Source organism: Halomonas sp. 3F2F, from assembly GCF_014897805.1.
Lineage (GTDB): Bacteria > Pseudomonadota > Gammaproteobacteria > Pseudomonadales > Halomonadaceae > Vreelandella.
Genome location: NZ_JABUZE010000011.1, coordinates 48,726 through 66,823, shown reverse-complemented (window position 1 = coordinate 66,823; position 18,098 = coordinate 48,726). Strand labels below are relative to the sequence as shown.

The following is an 18,098-nucleotide window of genomic DNA, read 5'->3' as shown; positions in this document are numbered from 1 at the left end:
TGCGTGGACGTTATTCAAAAACGCGGTCAATAACAACATTTGCCGCATCATCCTCACTAATAGGTCCAACGCTTACGCTCTCCAGATCGCCAAACAGATCACCAGGCTGAGGGGTCGCCTGACCAGATTGCGAAACGCGAACGACTAAGCGTGCTTCACGCACCTGGGAGATTTGCGCTTGGGGTGACATGGCCGCGTCGTCATCCAGCACAACAGTTATGGGAAGCTCTGACACCTGGGCACGAATAACAGCCAGCGGCGGCAGCTCGCCTTGCATGTCTCGAGCAGTAATAAACACGCTAGCATCGTCACTGACGTTATTCATCAGTGCTTCGTCTAATGAAACAGTCACACGCACGCCCTGGCTTTGGGCGGCCTCAACCGCCGCTGCTTCTGGCTCTACCCCTAAACGCTCTTGAGCAACGCGAATACCTTCGCGCAAGGAGGATGCCGTTTCGGGATCTTCTATGTTTGCGACAGCACGACGCCAGTGGTCTACCGCTGTTTCATAGTTACCATTATCAAACGCATGAATGCCAAGCAAGCCGAGCACTGTGGGCTGGCGTGGGTCTTGCGCTAGCGTCTCATCCACTAGCGACTGTACCTCGGGAGTCAGTTCACGTTCCGCCATAAAAAAGCGCAGTTGAGCAAGTTGCGCTAACAGCGGAGGAATCCGCCCTTCAATAGCAATCAACCGCTCTAACGCATCGGCTGCTTTATCGGCCTGACCGGTTTCACGGTAAAGCGGAAACAGTGAACTCCACACATTGGGATTATTCGGCTGACGCTCGGCTTCTGCTTCCATGCGCTCTAAATACATGACCAGTGAGCCATCGGGGTCGTTTTGCACTTCTTGCTGAATAGCGTAAAGCGTTAAATCGCCTTCCGCGCCGTTTTGCTGATACCAAAACGTACTCGCTCCCACCACGGCCACCATCACCAAGGGGATAGCAAGCCTGCCTGCCGTCGCCGTTTTTAAGGGGCGTTTAGTACGGCTGGCGGTGTCTTCCAACAGGCTACGCTCTAGCTCCAGGCGGTCTTCTTTAAACCGCTCCTCATCCATATCGCCACGTTCGTGAGCAGCTTCCAAGGAGGCCAAACGACGCTTAAAAATCGCCACGTTTTGCTCATCAGCGGTATCGTTAGCTTCGAAGTGATCTAGCTTGTCGCGTAGCGCGCGGGCATCGCGCATCGGCGCTATCAATAACCAAAGCGCGGGGAGTAATAGTAAAGCAATCGCAATCCACAGCGGTGTCATGAAGACCTCTCGCGGTTAATCAGGGCATCCAGGCGGGCACGTTCTTCGGCGCTAAGCGCTTTCGCTGAGGCATTACGACGAGCGCGAACCATCATCACGACAACCACGACGCCGAGCAGCACCAAACCTATCGGCAACCCCCACAGCAGGTAAGTGCGGTTTTCTAAACGCGGGTTATAGAGAATGTACTCTCCAAACCGCTGCACCATGTGGTTAACAATCTCGATATCCGATTGACCATCCTGGAGCAATTGATAGACACGTTCACGCATGTCCGCGGAAATTGGCGCATCAGAATCATCGATTGCCTGGTTCTCACACAGAGGGCAGCGCATCGAAGCGGTGAGATCATGGTAACGCTGCTCCGTAACAGGATCGTCGAACTCACGTATCTCAATCCCGCCGGCCAACGCGCCGCTAGTCAGTGTCAGCAGCGTGACGGTAAGCATTAAGCGTATTAGCGCCATTTTTCCACCTCCGGCAGAATGCGTTCACGAACGTCTTCCGGCGACACGTAACCTTTGTGGTGGTAGCGAATGACACCGTCAGCATCAACCAAGAAAGTTTCCGGCGCACCGTAAACCCCCAGATCAAAGCCAAGGCTACCATCGGGGTCAAACACATTAACTTCGAAGGGATCCCCAAACTCGCTCAAGAACTCCAGCCCTTTTTCGCGAGTATCACGATAGTTAATGCCGACCATGCGAATGCCCTGATCAGCCAACTCCAGCAACTGCGGCATTTCCTGCTTACAAGCAGGGCACCATTCGCCCCATACATTCACCAAGGTGACATCGCCAGTTAACAGGGTTTGATCAACTTGGCGATTTTCATCGCGCAGTGTCGTGGCTTCAAAGGTAGGAAACTGCCTGGCCATTAGCGCCGAGTCGCGGTGCGAAGGGTCGCGCCCTAGCCCTTGATAAAGGAATAAGGCAATCCCCAGAAAGCCAATCGGTAGTAGTAAAAGCAATAGACGACGTGTCATACCATAGCTTCCTTCGACGTTGCAGACTCAGACGTTGCAGAAGCCGGGCTAGCAGGCGCTTTGCGCGATACGACACGACGGTACCGCTTATCAACTATCGCCAGAATGCCACCGAAAGCCATCAACAACGCACCGAGCCATAACCAGCGTACAAACGGTTTGTATTGAACACGCATAGCGTAGCTACCATCGCCAAGGTCTTCCCCCATGGCGACATAGAGGTCGCGGAAAAGCCCGGGGCGAAGCGCCACCTGGGTCATTGGCATTCTGGTAGCGAGATAGAGGCGCTTTTCTGGACGCATCACAAAGCTGCGTCCAGAGTCGCCACGCTGCACTTGAATGATAGACGTGTCTGCCAGGAAGTTCGGGCCCCGGCGATTTGCCAGTTCCGTCATGGTGAATTGATAACCTGCCACTTCAACAGTCGTGCCCGGCGACATCCGCACGTTGCGTTCGATGTTGTAATTGGAAACAACGGCCACGCCAACAATGGTGACCGCAATGCCCACATGACCAAGCACCATGCCCCAATATGCTAACGACAGCTTGCGCAGCCCCGCCAAAAAGGAGCTGGCATGGCGGACTTTATTGAACACGTCACGCACGATAGGCAGTACGATCCAGAGCGCCGAAACAATGCCCAAGGAGACCCAAAGATTCCACTCGCCGCCATATAGCAACGGCATAGCACCGCCCAGGACCAGTGCAGCGGCGCCTGACAGCCAAAGCTTACGCCACAGTTCACTGGCACTCATGCTTTTCCAGCGGGCGATCGGGCCCAGTCCCATAAACATGCACATCACCACCGTTAGCGGTACAAAAAGTGCATTAAAGTACGGAGGCCCTACGCTGATTTTACCTAACCCAAGGGAGTCCAAAATTAGCGGGTAGACCGTCCCTAACAGTACGGTGACCGTCATAATGACCAGTAGAATATTATTGACCAACAACAACGAGTCACGGGATAACCAATTAAAGCCGACTTTATGGCTCACACGGGGCGCGCGCAGCGCAAATACCAGCAGCGACAGCGTTACGGTAATCGCCAACAGCATTAAGATAAAGAAGCCGCGGGAAGGATCGTTAGCAAACGCGTGCACTGAGGTCAGCACGCCAGAACGCACCAGGAACGTACCCATTAATGACAGCGAGAAAGTTGAAATAGCCAGCAGTACTGTCCAACTTTTAAACGAACCGCGCTTTTCAGTGACCGCCAACGAGTGCACCAGCGCCGTTCCCGTTAGCCAGGGCAACAATGAGGCGTTTTCGACTGGATCCCAGAACCACCAGCCGCCCCAGCCCAGCTCGTAATAAGCCCACCAACTACCTAGCGCGATGCCTACGGTTAGAAATGCCCAGGCCACATTAGTCCAGGGACGTGCCCAGCGGGTCCAGGCAGCGTCTAAACGCCCACCTAGCAACGCAGCAATGGCAAATGCAAATACTACCGAGAAACCGACATACCCCATATACAGCATCGGGGGATGCACAACCAACCCGAAGTCCTGTAGCAGCGGATTAAGATCAGCCCCGTCTTGAGGCATATTCGGCAGTAGCCGCTCAAATGGATTGGAGGTCATCAAGATAAACAGCAGGAAGCCAACGCAGACCATTCCCATGACGCCTTGCACTCGCGCCACCATATCGCGCGGCAAATCGCCGGAAAATACTGAAGCGGCATACCCCCAACCAGCCAGCATTAAGCTCCACAATAAGACCGAGCCTTCATGATTTCCCCACACGGCACTAAACTTGTAGTACCAGGGCAGTAGCGAGTTGGAATTATTGGCAACGTTCGCCACGCTGAAGTCATCCAGCATATAACTGGCTGTTAGGCATAAATAGGCAATGGCAATAAACAGGAACTGCCCTGTTGCCATGGGCTTGCCATAAGCCATCCACAGCGGGCGCCGAGTGGCCGCGCCTGCCAGCGGCATCACAGCTTGTATCACGGCCATCAACAGGGCAATGACCAGAGCAAAGTGGCCTATTTCAGGAATCATTTTGATGAACATGCGCGCTCCGAATTAGCAGTGGGCATAACCGCCTGCTTGACACGATAAGACATTAATAATCGCTTGCTTGGGGGGTGCCTTCCTGCTCCAAACGCTTACCCACCTCAGCCGCTTTTGCCTGATAATCTGCCGGGGAGTAACCTGCTTCTTCTAATGCTTGCGCCACTTCGGGCGGCATATAATTTTCATCGTGGCGGGCTAGGACTTTATCGGCATATAAGCGCCCATCTGTCTGAAGTTCTCCTACCACGACCACCCCCTGCCCTTCACGGAAAAGATCCGGCAGGATCCCGCTGTAGTAGACCTCCAAATCATCGACGTAATCCGTCACGGTAAACTCAACATCAAGGCTTTCAGGATCACGCGACACCGATCCCTCTTTAACCATTCCGCCCGCGCGAATTTGGCGTTCCATGGGCGCATCGCCCTGAGCAATCTGTACCGGGCTAAAAAATAAATTGATGTTGGAGCGCAGCGCATAAAGTGTCAGCCCCACCGCTATCGCGGTTAATGAAACCAACCCTAAAATAACGAACAGCTTCTGTTTACGTTTAGGCGTCATGACGAACGTCCCTTTGAGCAGAGTTAACTGGTGCTTGCGCGGCCTGGGAGTGGGCGTTTTGGCGGCGCACACGGCGCTTCACGCTTTTCAGCAGTTGGCTGCGTTCGAGGCGCGCATGCCAAACTATCACCAGCATCAACAACGCAGTAATGCCCCAAGCAGCCCACACATAAAGCCCGTGGCCACCCATGGCAAAAAATTCATTAAGTGAGGAAAAAGCCATTATCTCACCTCCTCTACTAGCTCTTGCACCCAGCGCTTATTGGTTTCACGGCGCAGTATTTCACTGCGCGTACGCATCAGGGTTAACGCTATAAAAAAGCAGTAGAAACCGAGTACCATAATGAGCAGCGGTGCCCACATTTCCATGGGCATTGCCGAACGTCCGGTAATCGTAAACGAGGCAGGCTGGTGCAGGGTGTACCACCAGTCCACCGAATATTTGATGATCGGAATGTTAATCACGCCCACCATCGCCAGCACTGAGGCTGCACGAGATCCGCTATCGCGACTACTGAAAGCACCGCGCAGTGCAATGACACCTAAATACAAAAACAGCAAAATCAGCATGGACGTCAAACGCGCGTCCCACATCCACCAGGTTCCCCAGGTAGGCACTCCCCATACTGCGCCTGAAAAAAGTGCCACAAAGGTCATCGCCGCACCTAATGGCGCCATCACTGTGGCCGCCATATCGGCTACTTTGATTTTCCAGACCATAAATACCAAGCCTGAAATTGCCATTGAGACAAAAATGGATTGAGCTAGGAAAGCGGCAGGAACGTGGACATAGATAATCCGAAAGCTATTGCCCTGCTGATAATCCGCGGGAGCAAATACCAGCCCCCAAACGCTTCCCAGCAGCAACAGGAGCACCGCCGCTGCCCAGAACCAGGGCTGAAGCTTGGCGCTAATCGCGTAGAACCACTTGGGTGATCTCAGTTTATTTATAAAGGCCCACATGGTGTTTTCGTCCTTTAACCGTTGATGCTGATGCGTAGCGAGGCGGCAATAGCCCAAGGTGCTAGCATTAACGAAATCGCTAAAAGTGCGCCCAAAATAGCCAGATGCGCCGCGATACCATCGCCTAAAATAGCGGCCTGCACGGCGCCAGCGCCAAAAATAAGCACTGGAATATAGAGCGGCAGCACCAGCAGTGACAGCAATACACCGCCGCGAGCTAATCCGACGGTCAGCGCGGCGCCAATGGCACCAATCAAGCTGAGGCTTGCGGTTCCCAATGCCAGCGATAGCGCTAAAACCATGTAACTACCGGCAGGAAGTGCCAACATGATACCTAAAATCGGCGCCATAAGTGCCAAAGGCAGTCCTGTCAGCAGCCAGTGAACAGCAACTTTGGCAAGGCTAAGCGCCGCCAGCGGCTGAGGGGCTAACAGTAGCTGCTCCAAACTGCCGTCGTCGTAGTCGCTCCGGAACAGACTATCCAGAGAAAGCAATGCCGCCAGCAATGCCGCCACCCACAGCAACCCAGGCGCTATTTCTGCCAGTAACTGGGGATCAGGTGAAATGCCGATCGGAAAGAGCGTAATCACCAAGGCAAAGAACACCAATGGGTTAAGCACTTCACCACGACGACGTAGCAACAGCGTTAGATCTCGCTTAAAGGTGGCACTAATGGCAACCATGAGCCCACCGGAAGGCGCATGCATCGACATTTCTGGGATGCCTGTCGTGGCGTGTGAGCTTGGCAACGCTGTCTCCTTCTACCCCAGTTGAACGCGCCTAAGCACGGATGATGCGGTTAACTCATGATGTGTCGTCACTAAGACACAGCCTCCCGCGTTGGCATGCGCAACAAGCTGCGCTTCTAGTGCTGCCACTCCATGGCGATCAATGGCTGTAAAAGGTTCATCCAGGACCCACAAAGCCCGCTTAGTAAGCGTCAGTCTCGCAAGGGCAATTCGCCGCTGCTGCCCAGCGGAAAGCTGTCCTGCGGGTACATCTTCAAAGCCACTAAGCCCAACCTGTGCCAGCGCTTCTTCACGCTGGTAATCGTCGCCTTTTTCGCCGCTAAGCGCTTGGTACCACGCTAAGTTTTCCAGCGGAGAAAGCCCCGCTTTTATGCCAGGGGCATGCCCTAAATAGAGTAGATTGGCGAGAAAATGTTCACGCACCTCGCGCATTGAGTCGCCATTCCAATAAATGTCGCCATGGTAGTCGCTCAACTGGCCTGAGAGAATTTTCAACAGTGTCGTTTTTCCGCTCCCGTTAGGGCCTTCAATGCGCACTATTTCACCACGTTGAATATCAAGATCTAGCCCCTCAAACAGCCAACGATCATCGCGTTCACAGGCTAGCTGTCGGGCTTGTAGGCAGAGGCTCAAGGATATCTCCAGGCACGTAGATTTTGCGTCGAACTCTACACGGAAAGCCCCTTTCTCGCCAGTCGCTCTCTGCGGTCAGGGGTCGCATCACACTTCAACCAATCTTCGCTTAAGAACAATAGACAATGCAGAGCACTAGCACTGTATGCAAAAACAGGTCTATACTACAAATACTGTATGAAAAAACACTACCGATTATAAACACAGCAATCTGCTCAATTACACGCCTAGGGAGCGGGCGCTGCATTGGAGAAAACTGCATGACGATGACAATGCCAACACCCTTGAACATAACTCAACATGCGCTATCTCAAACGACGTCGAATACAGGACGCCCTGCTTATTCGGCGCCTCGTGTAACACGGCGCAACACGTATGCGCTTCGCGTGCGCGGCAACAGAATGCGTGAATGCAATCTATTCGATGGCGATGTCATCATTATTCGCCGCTATCAACAAGGTAGCCATCAAGAAACCGCTATCGCGACGATAAACCAGCGAGAAGTTGCCCTAAAGCAACTTTCCATTAGTCGGCTTGGCGTTCACTTATGGCCCGAAGATGCAGCCATGCCTGCCGTCTTCCTGCATAATTGTGATATTCAAGTGCTGGGAATGGTGATGGGCGTCGAGCATGGCGCTAACAACACTCGGCACCACTAATTCGCCACCCGCTTTAGGGAGCATCGATTGCGTTACCGAGTTCCAGACCTAGCATCCGCCACATGGCATACCGCTGAAATTGAGGTTGAAAAAAGTCGCTTCCTCACGTGGATATGCCATGCACCCAACACAGCTGACTATCATGCAATGCTACAGGCAGCAAAAACCGCTCACCCCAACGCAAGTCATCACTGCACGGCCTTTATTGCTGGCCCTCCTGGTGAACAAACGCACATAGGGTTCTCTGATGACGGCGAACCCGGCGGCACAGCCGGCAGGCCCATGTATCAAGCTTTGCTCGGCAGCCAGATGGGTGAAATAGGCTGTGTGGTGATTCGTTACTTTGGCGGCACCAAGTTGGGCACGGGTGGACTCGCCCGAGCTTACGCACAGTCGGTTAACGCCGGGATTGAAACATTACCTACCCGCGAAGTCGTCGAACGGGATAACTACCAGCTGCGTGTCAACTTTGCCCATGAAGCCGTCGCGCGCGCTTGGTGTGACGAGCAGAAAATTCCCGTCCAACAGGCAGAGTACGATGGCAACGGCGTATGCCTCACGATTGGCTGGCCAAGAGATGAGGCCTTAAATTTCACTACGCTTGAAAATCGTCTAAAGACAGCCCTCGATATTCAAAAAGTGCCGCCACAATAAGATTATTATATCGCTGACAAAAAAACGCGACTTACGCGAGCAATTGCTCGGTAAGTCGCGTTTTAGTCGCTAACCATTACGTAACGATAACTGCGCAATGGCACTGCTAGCGGGTTTTAACCTAAGTATTTAATCATCACACCCGCCGCAACAGCAGAACCGATAACACCTGCCACATTAGGACCCATGGCATGCATTAGCAGGAAGTTATGCGGGTTCGACTCCAAGCCAACCTTATTAGCCACTCGCGCGGCCATCGGCACTGCCGAAACACCTGCGGCACCAATCAGCGGATTAATCGGCATTTTGCTGACCAGGTTCATCAGCTTCGCCATCAACACGCCTGCGGCCGTGCCAATACCAAACGCCACAATACCCAGGCCCAAGATACCCAGCGTTTCGAATGCCAGAAAGCTATCTGCCATCAGCTTGGAACCAACCGATAGCCCTAAGATAATCGTCACGATATTGATCAGAGCGTTTTGCGCTGTATCCGATAAGCGCTCAACCACACCGCACTCACGCATCAAGTTACCAAAGCAGAACATCCCTAACAGCGGCGCTGCATCAGGTAGGAAAAGCGCGACGGCAATCAATAGCATCAGCGGGAAAACGATCTTTTCCAGCTTGGATACCGGACGCAGCTGCGTCATCTTAATTTGACGCTCTTTCTGCGTGGTCAGCAGGCGCATAATCGGCGGTTGAATCAGCGGCACCAGCGCCATGTAGGCGTACGCCGCTACTGCGATAGCACCCAGCAACTCAGGAGCCAATACGCTTGATACATAAATAGACGTTGGACCATCAGCACCGCCGATAATACCAATGGCGGCCGCTTGATTAAGGGAAAAGTCCATCACCCCCAGCGAGGTCAGCATCACAGCACCAAACAGTGTGGCAAAAATGCCAAACTGAGCAGCCGCGCCTAAAAAGAGCGTCCGCGGGTTAGCCAGTAACGGGCCGAAGTCGGTCATGGCCCCCACGCCCATAAAGATAATCAGTGGCGCAATACCAGAGGCAATCGCTACTTTATAGAAGTTATAGAGCATCCCATCGCTATAACCTACGCCAACCGCAATATCCTTTGCCGCACGTAATTGATCGGGAGCCGCTGCGTCGTGGGCAATCGCTTTAAGCGACTCTCGCCAAGCTTCTACACCACTTAATGGATCAAGGGTAGCCCCCAGTACGGAAGCTATCTGCTGCAGCACAGCAGGTTTTGCCACCTCAATCGCTTGATCGAGCGCTGAGATTGCCAAGCCCGCCTCAGGGATATTGGCAAGAATGCCGCCAAACCCAATTGGCACCAGCAGCAACGGCTCAAACTTCTTGTGAATGGCAAGATAGAGCAGCCCAAGCCCTACCAAAATCATGGCCGCCTGACCAAGCTCAAGGTTATAAAGCCCCGAGCCCTCCCATAAGGTAATTAGTTTTTCCATTGCCAAATGCCCTTAAAGCTCGATCAGCGAATCGCCGACGGTGACGCTGTCACCCTCGCTGACGTTAACTTTCGATACGGTACCGGCACTACTGGCGCGCACTTCGGTTTCCATTTTCATGGCTTCCAAAATAATCACCACATCGCCATCCGCTACTTGGTCACCCGGGCGTACATTGACCTTGAAGATATTGCCAGCAAGCGGTGCATCAATGCTTTCTCCACTAGATGCAAGCGTTTCCTCTTGGGGTGCGTTAGTACTCACTGCCGCCTGTTCCTGCACCGCGCCTATCTCGCCACCTTCAGACACTTCCACTACAAACGCTTTGCCATTGAGCTTAACGGTGTACGTTTCCGGGCCACTCGAAACCGCTGGCGCTTTGTTTGCGGCTTTTGCCGGTACGTTAGCGCTTTTCGCCTCAGCCACTTGAGGGGCAGGTTCGAAGGCATCCGGGTTGTCACGATTTTTAAGGAATTTCAGACCAATTTGCGGGAACAGCGCGTAGGTCAGCACGTCATCTATTCCCTGCTCGCCGCCGGCAATACGAATGCTGTCTGCGCTCGCTTTTTCTTTAAGCTCGGCAGCTAGTCGATCCATTTCTGGCGACAAGTTATCTGCCGGGCGGCAGGTGATCGGCTCGCCGCCTTCAAGCACGCGTTTTTGCAGCTCAGCATTAAACGGCGCGGGCGCGGAGCCGTACTCACCTTTTAACAGTGCCTGAACTTCTTTGGAGATGGACTTGTAACGTTCGCCCATCATGACGTTCATCACAGCTTGAGTACCCACAATCTGGGAGGTCGGCGTCACCAGAGGAATAAAGCCAAGGTCTTCGCGTACGCGGGGGATTTCACTCAACACGTCGTCTAGCTTATCGCCAGCGCCCTGCTCTTTAAGCTGGCCTTCCATGTTGGTGAGCATGCCGCCAGGCACTTGGGCAATCAAAATGCGTGAGTCAATACCGCGCAACGAGCCTTCGAACACCGCGTACTTTTTGCGCACTTCACGGAAATAGCTGGCGATATCTTCCAACAATTCCAGGTCAAGGCCGGTATCACGATCGGTATCTTTGAGCATGGCCACGACAGACTCAGTCGGACTATGACCATACGTCATGGACATGGAAGAGATCGCAGTATCGACATTATCGACGCCTGCCTCGACGGCTTTCAAAATTGTCGAGGTCGACAACCCGGTAGTCGCATGACAATGCAAGTGAACGGGAATAGACAGCTCTTTTTTCAACCGCGTGACAAGATCATAGGCAATATAAGGCGTCAGAAGCCCCGCCATATCCTTGATAGCCAGTGAGTCAGCGCCCATTGCGGCAATGGTTTTAGCGAGCTCTACCCAGCTATCCAGGGTATGTACCGGGCTAACCGTATAAGAGATGGTGCCTTGCGCATGTCCACCTACTTGGCGAACCGCCTTGATAGCACGCTCAAGATTACGCGGGTCATTCATCGCGTCAAACACGCGGAACACATCAACCCCGTTAGTCTTGGCGCGCTCGACAAATTTATCAACCACGTCATCGGCGTAGTGGCGATAGCCTAATAAGTTTTGGCCACGCAACAACATCGCTTGAGGTGTATTCGGCATCGCCTCTTTCAGTGCCCGAATACGCTCCCAAGGGTCTTCACCCAAATAGCGAATGCATGAATCAAACGTTGCTCCACCCCAAGTCTCTAATGACCAATAGCCAACATTGTCGAGTTTTTCGGCAATCGGTAGCATGTCATCAAGACGCAAACGGGTGGCAAACAGCGATTGATGGGCATCGCGAAGAACAACATCAGTGATCCCCAGAGGACGTTTTGTTTCATTCATGGTCGTGGCTCACAATTTTCACGTTATGGATTTGTAGTAAATTTAACAAAATAAATAGTAATTGAGCGGTAGGATAGCTACAAAACTAGGGCCTTACTTACGGCGCGAAGAACGATAACGGTGCACTGCAGCACTAATCACTGCCCTGACTTCATCATCCTGGCCTTTCGGTGCAGATGGTTTTGCATTATTTCGACCGCTTGGCGCTGCTATAGGAGCAGGCTGAAAACGGCTAATCAACTTCGACATTAGCGTAACGCTAATTACCAAAACCGTAAGAAAAACAAATACAAAACCCATACCCAACCCCATAAGGGCAAGCCCTTCCTGGAGCAACTCTGACTCTTGCATACCGCATTCCCCCTCTTTCAAATGCTTTTCGGCACACCAATAGCCTCTAAAGGCGCTTGGCGCAGTGAGGCTAATACACTAACCTGCCACATCCAGGATAGATTGCAATCGCGCCATAGTGGAAGTCATGGTTGTTAATTTACTACATAAAGGCAGGATAGGCCTAGCGCCTATGGAAGGTGTCATCGACGCCTTAACGCGTGATTTACTGACTCAGCAGGCAGGTTTTGACTGGGCAGTGACTGAGTTTGTCAGGGTGGTCGACACACGACTCCCCCCTCGCGTGTTCTATAAACATTGCCCCGAACTGTCAGCAGGCAGCGTCGCCACCCCTAGCGGCGTTCCCGTGCATTTGCAGCTTTTGGGATCAGACCCCGTGGCGCTAGCCAGCAATGCGCAACAGGCGCTCTCGCTGGGCGCTATCAGCGTTGACCTTAACTTTGGCTGTCCCGCCAAACTGGTTAATCGTCATGATGGTGGCGCATCGCTACTTCGCCAGCCAGATCGCGTCTATCGCGCCGTAAAAGCGGTCGCCGAAGCATTAGACGGCGAAATTCCAGTGACGGCTAAAATCCGCCTTGGCTTTTCTGATCGTCGCTTAGCAGTCGCTTGCGCCCAGGCCACAGAAGCTGGCGGCGCTGCACAGCTTGTTGTCCATGGCCGCACACGAGATGAAGGCTATCGCCCACCTGCACATTGGGAGTGGATTGGCAAAGTTCGCCACCAGGTATCAATCCCTGTCGTTGCAAACGGCGATATTTGGACACTAGAGGACTACTGGAAGGCTCGCACGCTATCAGGTTGCGAGGATGTCATGCTTGGCCGTAGCGCTCTCTCAGACCCATGGCTTGCAGCTCGCATACGCCATTGGCAGCGCACAGGAGAGCGCCTCCCTGACACCACCTGGACAATGCGTGCCAACGTGCTAAAGCGATACGCCGACTTACAGCGGCGACAACTACCAGATCGAGTAGTAGTGTCACTCGTCAAGCAGTGGCTAGCACAAATGCGCCAAGGCAATAGCGAAGCGAATCATCACTTTCAGCGCCTGAAACGCCTTACGGATCTCGATACACTGCTTAACAACCTGATTCCCAGCACATCACTTTGCTGCGAGCCCGCATAAGTCGCTTCGGCATTAAATTAGAATAAAAAAAGCGCCCTTCTGCTGTGCACAGAAGGGCGCTTTAAACGATCGCAAGACCAAAGTACGAGCCACCATGGCCAGGCTAGAAAAGAAAAAACCCGCTTTCAATAGAAAGCGGGTTTTTCGAATTTGGCGCGCCCGGGAGGATTCGAACCTCCGACCCCCTGATTCGTAGTCAGGTACTCTATCCAGCTGAGCTACGGGCGCTTATCCAAATTGATGTTGCTTTATGCAGTTGGCGGAGAGAGAGGGATTCGAACCCTCGATAGGGCTATAAACCCTATACTCCCTTAGCAGGGGAGCGCCTTCAGCCACTCGGCCACCTCTCCTCAACGGCACGGCGCGAATATTACCGATTTTGACGACTGCTGTCCAGCCCTACGCCAATTTTTTTCGCACCGCTCCGTAGTTACCGCTTAAACGCCTTGTAGTAGACGCAACACAGACAACCATTTACTCAGATTCGCTTTCGCTGTTGCGTTCACGCTGAATGCGTTGGTAAATCTCTTCACGGTGAACCGCAACGTCTTTTGGTGCGTTAACACCAATACGTACTTGATTACCTTTCACACCTAACACTGTAACGGTGATCTCATCACCTATCATCAGTGTTTCGCCGACACGGCGGGTTAGGATGAGCATGGCTGATCTCCTTCTCAGACGTTTTTATACAACGGGATGTGTCCGCTCAAAGCGGCACCACACTATTATGCGGTATGGGTGCCGCCACCACCAATGGCTCAAGCTCCTATGACACCCTAACCTCCCGTTGAAAGAAAGCTCACCACCACACGGCAGCAAGTATCCTTCAGCGTAGAAGGTTTAGTGCGCAATTGTTATTCAGATTCGATATCAGACCTATCTAAACCGAATGCTTTGTGCAAGGCATTAACCGCAAGCTCCATATGCTTTTCATCAATAACGACGGAAATTTTAATTTCAGACGTGGAAACCATACGGATATTGACGTTCTCGTCGGCCAAAACACGGAACATTTTAGAAGCAACACCGGCATGAGAGCGCATACCAACACCCACAAGCGATACTTTGGCAATGTTGTCATCGCCACGTAGCTCGCCGCCACCCAAGTCAGGAATTACTGTCTCTTCAAGTAACTTCTTGGTCGCTTTGTAATCGCCTTTAGCAACGGTAAAGGTGAAGTCGGTGTAATCACCAGCAGGCGCCACGTTTTGCACAATCATATCGACTTCGATATTGGCATCGGCGATAGGACCAAGAATACGCGACGCGACACCTGGCACATCAGGCGTATTCAACAGGGTTAATTTAGCTTCGTTTTTAGTAAAAGCGATACCGGAGATTAGCGGTTCTTCCATAGCGTCCTCGTCTTGGTCTGCGTCTGCAACAATTAGGGTGCCGGGGCCATCTTCAAAGCTCGACAGCACGCGAAGTGGTACGTTGTACTTGCCCGCAAATTCGACGGCGCGAATCTGTAGAACTTTGGAGCCCAGGCTTGCGAGTTCAAGCATCTCTTCCACGGTAATGCTCTCAAGGCGCTGAGCCTTGGAACACACGCGAGGGTCTGTGGTGTAAACACCATCAACATCGGTGTATATCTGACACTCATCAGCACCAAGCGCCGCAGCAAGCGCAACACCTGTGGTATCAGAACCACCACGCCCAAGCGTCGTAATATTGCCGTCTTCATCGACACCCTGGAAGCCAGCCACCACAACCACTTTGCCTTTATCAAGGTCAGCTTTCAGGTCATCGGTTTCAATGCGCCGAATACGTGCTTTGGTGTGGGCGCTATCGGTGTGAATGCCGACTTGAGCCCCCGTATGAGAAGTAGCAGAAACACCTATCTGCTGAAGCGCCATTGCCATCAGCGAAATGGTCACCTGCTCGCCCGTTGAGAGCAGCATGTCCATTTCACGCGGCGCTGGGTCATCATTGATTGCGTTTGCCATATCCGTCAGGCGGTTGGTCTCTCCGCTCATCGCGGACACCACCACTACAACTTGGTGGCCTTGATCGCGAAAGCCTTTAACCTTTTCCGCCACGGCCTTGATACGGTCGACAGAGCCCACAGAGGTGCCGCCGAACTTCTGTACGTATAATGCCATATGCCGTTTTTTCCTATAGGTTCGGGAATGGAGAGTGAGTATTGTTATTGCTATTTAACAAAAAGCCGGTAGCAAATAGTGCCACCGGCCTTTGTAATTAGCTAAGCGTATTTTCCAGCCAAGCCGGCACGCTGCTTAATGCTGCTGGCAAGGCATCGGGTAAACTTCCACCCGCTTGAGCCATATCCGGGCGACCACCACCCTTTCCACCTACCTGCGAAGCCACATGATTGACTAATTCACCCGCTTTTACGCGGCCGATTAAGTCCTGGGTAACCCCAGCAATCAAGCTCACCTTACCTGCCGCGGTATCCGCAACCCCAAGCAGGATAACGCCTGAGCCAAGCTTGTTTTTCAACTGATCAAGTACGCCACGTAAATCTTTACCCGAAACACCCTCAAGCTGGGTGACCAGTAACTTAACACCGTTGATCTCTTGCACCTGGCTAAGCATGTCACTGCCCGCAGCGCTTGCCAGCTTCGCTTTAAGTTGCTCAAGCTCTTTTTCCAGCGCGCGGTTACGCTCAACCAGCGATTCAACCCGAGCTTCCACTTGCTCGGGCTTGGTTTTCAGTCGTTCGCCAAGCCGCTGAACACGAGCTTCCTGCTCACGGAAGTAAGCCAGCGCATTTTCACCGGTAATCGCTTCAATACGACGCACGCCAGAAGCGATACCTACTTCGCTCACCACATGGCAACAACCAATATCACCACTACGGTTCACGTGAGTACCACCACACAGCTCGATAGAGAAGTCATCAGCGCCAATGGTCAGCACCCGCACGTTATCGGCATACTTAGCTTCAAATAGCGCGGCCGCCCCTTTTGCCTTCGCCTCTGCAAGGCTCATCTGCTCCGTTTTGGTCGGCGCATTCGCTAAGATCTGCTCATTTACCAGCCGCTCTACTTCCGCTATTTGCTCTGCGGTCATCGGCTCGAAGTGGCTAAAGTCAAAGCGCAGGCGCTCTGCGTTTACCAGTGAGCCTTTTTGCTGAACATGATCACCCAGCACCATACGCAGTGCTTTATGCAGCAAGTGAGTCGCCGAGTGATTACGGATGGTCGCGCTACGCAAGCTGGCATCCACCTCGCCTCGCACGTTAGCGCCGACGCTCAACGCGCCATCGACCATAATGCCTTGGTGAAGGTGGTGGCCACTCTGTTTCTGCGTGTCGGTTACCTGGAAGCGACCGCCATCAACATATAAGTAACCGGTGTCGCCCACCTGGCCGCCCGATTCACCATAGAATGGCGTACGGTCCAGTACAACAGTGCCTTTCTGGCCAGCTTCCAGAGCCGCTAACGCATTACCTTCGCTATCCACGATGGCAGTAACTGTCGCTTGGTCGGCCAGATGTTCGTAACCTGTAAACTGGGTTTCACCCTCCAGGTCAATAGCAGCGCTGTAGTCAGCGCCAAACTGGCTGGCCGCCCGCGCACGTTCACGTTGCGCTTCTAGCTCGCGCTGAAAACCGGCTTCATCCAGTGTGACTTCACGCTCACGGCATACATCCGCCGTCAGGTCGAAGGGGAAACCGTAGGTATCGTAAAGCTTAAAGACGGTTTCGCCAGGTAGCATGTCACCCTGCAGCTCTTCAAGCGCCGCATTCAACAGCCCCATGCCATGGTCCAACGTGCGAGCAAACTGCTCCTCTTCTTTAAGCAGCACGCGGGTAATTTGTTCGCTCGCTTCACGCAATTCAGGATAGGCGTCGCCCATCTCAGCATCTAGTGCGGTTACCAGCTTGTGGAAAAACGGCTCGGAAGCACCCAGTTTATGCCCATGGCGAATCGCCCGGCGAATAATCCGACGTAGCACATAGCCGCGCCCTTCGTTGGAAGGCAGAACGCCGTCTGTAATCAAGAAGGCACAAGAGCGAATATGGTCGGCAATCACGCGTAACGAAGGCGTCGTGGTGTCACCATGGCCTGTCGATTCAGCAGCAGCTTTCAGCAGGTTTTGGAACAGATCGATCTCGTAGTTGGAGTGAACGCCCTGCATTACAGCAGCCACCCGCTCCAAGCCCATTCCCGTATCGATAGAAGGCTTAGGCAGCGGATTCAATGTTCCAGCGGCATCACGATCGAACTGCATGAACACCAGGTTCCAGATTTCGATGTAGCGATCGCCATCTTCTTCAGGGCTGCCAGGCGGGCCACCCCATACTTCTGGACCATGATCAAAAAAGATTTCAGAGCTGGGGCCACAAGGACCGGTGTCGCCCATTTGCCAGAAATTATCTTCATCAAGCTTTGAGAAACGCTCAGGGTCAATGCCAATCTCATCTTTCCAGATACGCTCGGCTTCATCGTCACTGATATGCACCGTGACCCAGAGCTTCTCTTTGGGCAGGCCCAACGTTTCCGTCAGAAATGTCCAGGCAAAGCGAATGGCATCACGCTTAAAGTAGTCACCAAAGCTGAAGTTACCCAGCATTTCAAAAAACGTGTGGTGACGCGCCGTGTAGCCAACGTTATCTAGATCGTTGTGCTTACCGCCAGCACGCACGCAGCGCTGGGCTGACGTGGCGCGTACATAGGGTCGCGGGTCACGGCCAAGAAAAACGTCTTTGAAGGGCACCATGCCTGCATTGGTGAAGAGCAGCGTCGGGTCATTGCCCGGCACTAGAGAGCTGGTGGGCACAATAGTATGCCCCTGCTTTTCAAAAAAAGATAAAAAGGCCTGTCTGATCTCTGCGCTTTTCATAGGGTATCCGTGACAAGAAAGCATGATGCCCCAGGGCGCTATCGCCGCCACCCGCTGGGGTC

At 53.1% G+C, this 18,098-nt stretch carries 18 protein-coding genes and 2 tRNA genes; 3 read left to right on the top strand and 17 right to left on the bottom strand.

From position 1 onward, the window contains the following. Positions 1–10: 10 nt before the first annotated feature. The 9 genes from ccmI to ccmA are packed head-to-tail and all read right to left on the bottom strand — an operon-like array spanning position 11 to position 7,165. A complete protein-coding gene (gene ccmI, locus INT21_RS01100) occupies positions 11–1,258 on the bottom strand; it encodes a c-type cytochrome biogenesis protein CcmI (protein WP_193061502.1) in 1,248 nt (415 codons plus the stop codon). Then, entirely contained in the window at positions 1,255–1,725 is a 471-nt protein-coding gene (locus INT21_RS01095) for a cytochrome c-type biogenesis protein (RefSeq protein ID WP_193061503.1), read from the bottom strand. Before INT21_RS01095 ends, ccmI begins: the two co-directional genes overlap by 4 nt. Next, positions 1,716–2,243 carry a DsbE family thiol:disulfide interchange protein gene (locus INT21_RS01090; protein ID WP_038481718.1) on the bottom strand — a complete coding sequence of 176 codons (528 nt, stop codon included), beginning with the start codon at positions 2,241–2,243 and terminating at the stop codon, positions 1,716–1,718. The genes INT21_RS01095 and INT21_RS01090 overlap by 10 nt, the downstream gene beginning before the upstream one ends. Beyond that, the gene (locus INT21_RS01085; RefSeq protein WP_319022199.1) at positions 2,240–4,258 is read right to left on the bottom strand and encodes a heme lyase CcmF/NrfE family subunit; all 2,019 of its coding nucleotides are present in this window, start codon (positions 4,256–4,258) and stop codon (positions 2,240–2,242) included. Before INT21_RS01085 ends, INT21_RS01090 begins: the two co-directional genes overlap by 4 nt. 52 nt (positions 4,259–4,310) lie before the next feature. After that, complete coding sequence (gene ccmE, locus INT21_RS01080; protein ID WP_038481712.1) at positions 4,311–4,820, bottom strand: cytochrome c maturation protein CcmE; 510 nt, start codon at positions 4,818–4,820, stop codon at positions 4,311–4,313. Next, a complete protein-coding gene (gene ccmD, locus INT21_RS01075) occupies positions 4,810–5,043 on the bottom strand; it encodes a heme exporter protein CcmD (protein WP_193061504.1) in 234 nt (77 codons plus the stop codon). The genes ccmE and ccmD overlap by 11 nt, the downstream gene beginning before the upstream one ends. Then, positions 5,043–5,783 (bottom strand): heme ABC transporter permease, encoded by a 741-nt coding sequence (locus tag INT21_RS01070; protein ID WP_038481706.1) that lies wholly within the window; start codon positions 5,781–5,783, stop codon positions 5,043–5,045. The genes ccmD and INT21_RS01070 overlap by 1 nt, the downstream gene beginning before the upstream one ends. Positions 5,784–5,797: 14 nt before the next feature. Continuing rightward, entirely contained in the window at positions 5,798–6,496 is a 699-nt protein-coding gene (gene ccmB, locus INT21_RS01065; RefSeq protein ID WP_172422509.1) for a heme exporter protein CcmB, read from the bottom strand. 48 nt (positions 6,497–6,544) lie between these two features. Then, positions 6,545–7,165, bottom strand: coding sequence for a cytochrome c biogenesis heme-transporting ATPase CcmA (ccmA, locus tag INT21_RS01060; protein WP_089039059.1), 621 nt, complete (start codon positions 7,163–7,165; stop codon positions 6,545–6,547). Between the two features lie 260 nt (positions 7,166–7,425). Between ccmA and INT21_RS01055 the strand changes: the two genes are divergently transcribed. Then, positions 7,426–7,824: a LexA family protein gene (locus tag INT21_RS01055; protein WP_193061505.1), complete on the top strand. Its 399-nt coding sequence runs from the start codon at positions 7,426–7,428 to the stop codon at positions 7,822–7,824. Between the two features lie 27 nt (positions 7,825–7,851). Continuing rightward, positions 7,852–8,478 carry an IMPACT family protein gene (locus INT21_RS01050; RefSeq protein WP_193061506.1) on the top strand — a complete coding sequence of 209 codons (627 nt, stop codon included), beginning with the start codon at positions 7,852–7,854 and terminating at the stop codon, positions 8,476–8,478. Positions 8,479–8,594: 116 nt separating this feature from the next. Here INT21_RS01050 and INT21_RS01045 read toward each other — a convergent pair whose 3' ends face one another. From INT21_RS01045 to INT21_RS01035, 3 genes are all read right to left on the bottom strand, one after another. Beyond that, entirely contained in the window at positions 8,595–9,917 is a 1,323-nt protein-coding gene (locus INT21_RS01045) for a sodium ion-translocating decarboxylase subunit beta (protein WP_038481690.1), read from the bottom strand. Between the two features lie 12 nt (positions 9,918–9,929). Next, positions 9,930–11,744, bottom strand: a complete 1,815-nt coding sequence (gene oadA / locus INT21_RS01040) for a sodium-extruding oxaloacetate decarboxylase subunit alpha (protein WP_193061507.1) — start codon at positions 11,742–11,744, stop codon at positions 9,930–9,932. A gap of 93 nt (positions 11,745–11,837) precedes the next feature. Then, positions 11,838–12,095: an OadG family protein gene (locus INT21_RS01035; protein ID WP_089039064.1), complete on the bottom strand. Its 258-nt coding sequence runs from the start codon at positions 12,093–12,095 to the stop codon at positions 11,838–11,840. 127 nt (positions 12,096–12,222) lie between these two features. On the opposite strand from INT21_RS01035, the gene INT21_RS01030 reads away from it, so the two are divergent. Next, the gene (locus tag INT21_RS01030; protein WP_226912853.1) at positions 12,223–13,221 is read left to right on the top strand and encodes a tRNA dihydrouridine synthase; all 999 of its coding nucleotides are present in this window, start codon (positions 12,223–12,225) and stop codon (positions 13,219–13,221) included. Positions 13,222–13,372: 151 nt separating this feature from the next. Here INT21_RS01030 and INT21_RS01025 read toward each other — a convergent pair. The 5 genes from INT21_RS01025 to alaS all read right to left on the bottom strand — a co-directional run bounded on the left by INT21_RS01025 (position 13,373) and on the right by alaS (position 18,036). Then, positions 13,373–13,449: transfer RNA gene (locus tag INT21_RS01025), tRNA-Arg, on the bottom strand. Between the two features lie 29 nt (positions 13,450–13,478). After that, positions 13,479–13,571: transfer RNA gene (locus INT21_RS01020), tRNA-Ser, on the bottom strand. Positions 13,572–13,695: 124 nt separating this feature from the next. Then, a complete protein-coding gene (gene csrA / locus INT21_RS01015) occupies positions 13,696–13,884 on the bottom strand; it encodes a carbon storage regulator CsrA (protein ID WP_009722197.1) in 189 nt (62 codons plus the stop codon). A 194-nt stretch (positions 13,885–14,078) separates the two neighbouring features. Beyond that, the gene (locus INT21_RS01010; RefSeq protein WP_193061508.1) at positions 14,079–15,329 is read right to left on the bottom strand and encodes an aspartate kinase; all 1,251 of its coding nucleotides are present in this window, start codon (positions 15,327–15,329) and stop codon (positions 14,079–14,081) included. Positions 15,330–15,426: 97 nt separating this feature from the next. Continuing rightward, positions 15,427–18,036 carry an alanine--tRNA ligase gene (alaS, locus tag INT21_RS01005; protein WP_193068643.1) on the bottom strand — a complete coding sequence of 870 codons (2,610 nt, stop codon included), beginning with the start codon at positions 18,034–18,036 and terminating at the stop codon, positions 15,427–15,429. Positions 18,037–18,098 lie beyond the last annotated feature (62 nt).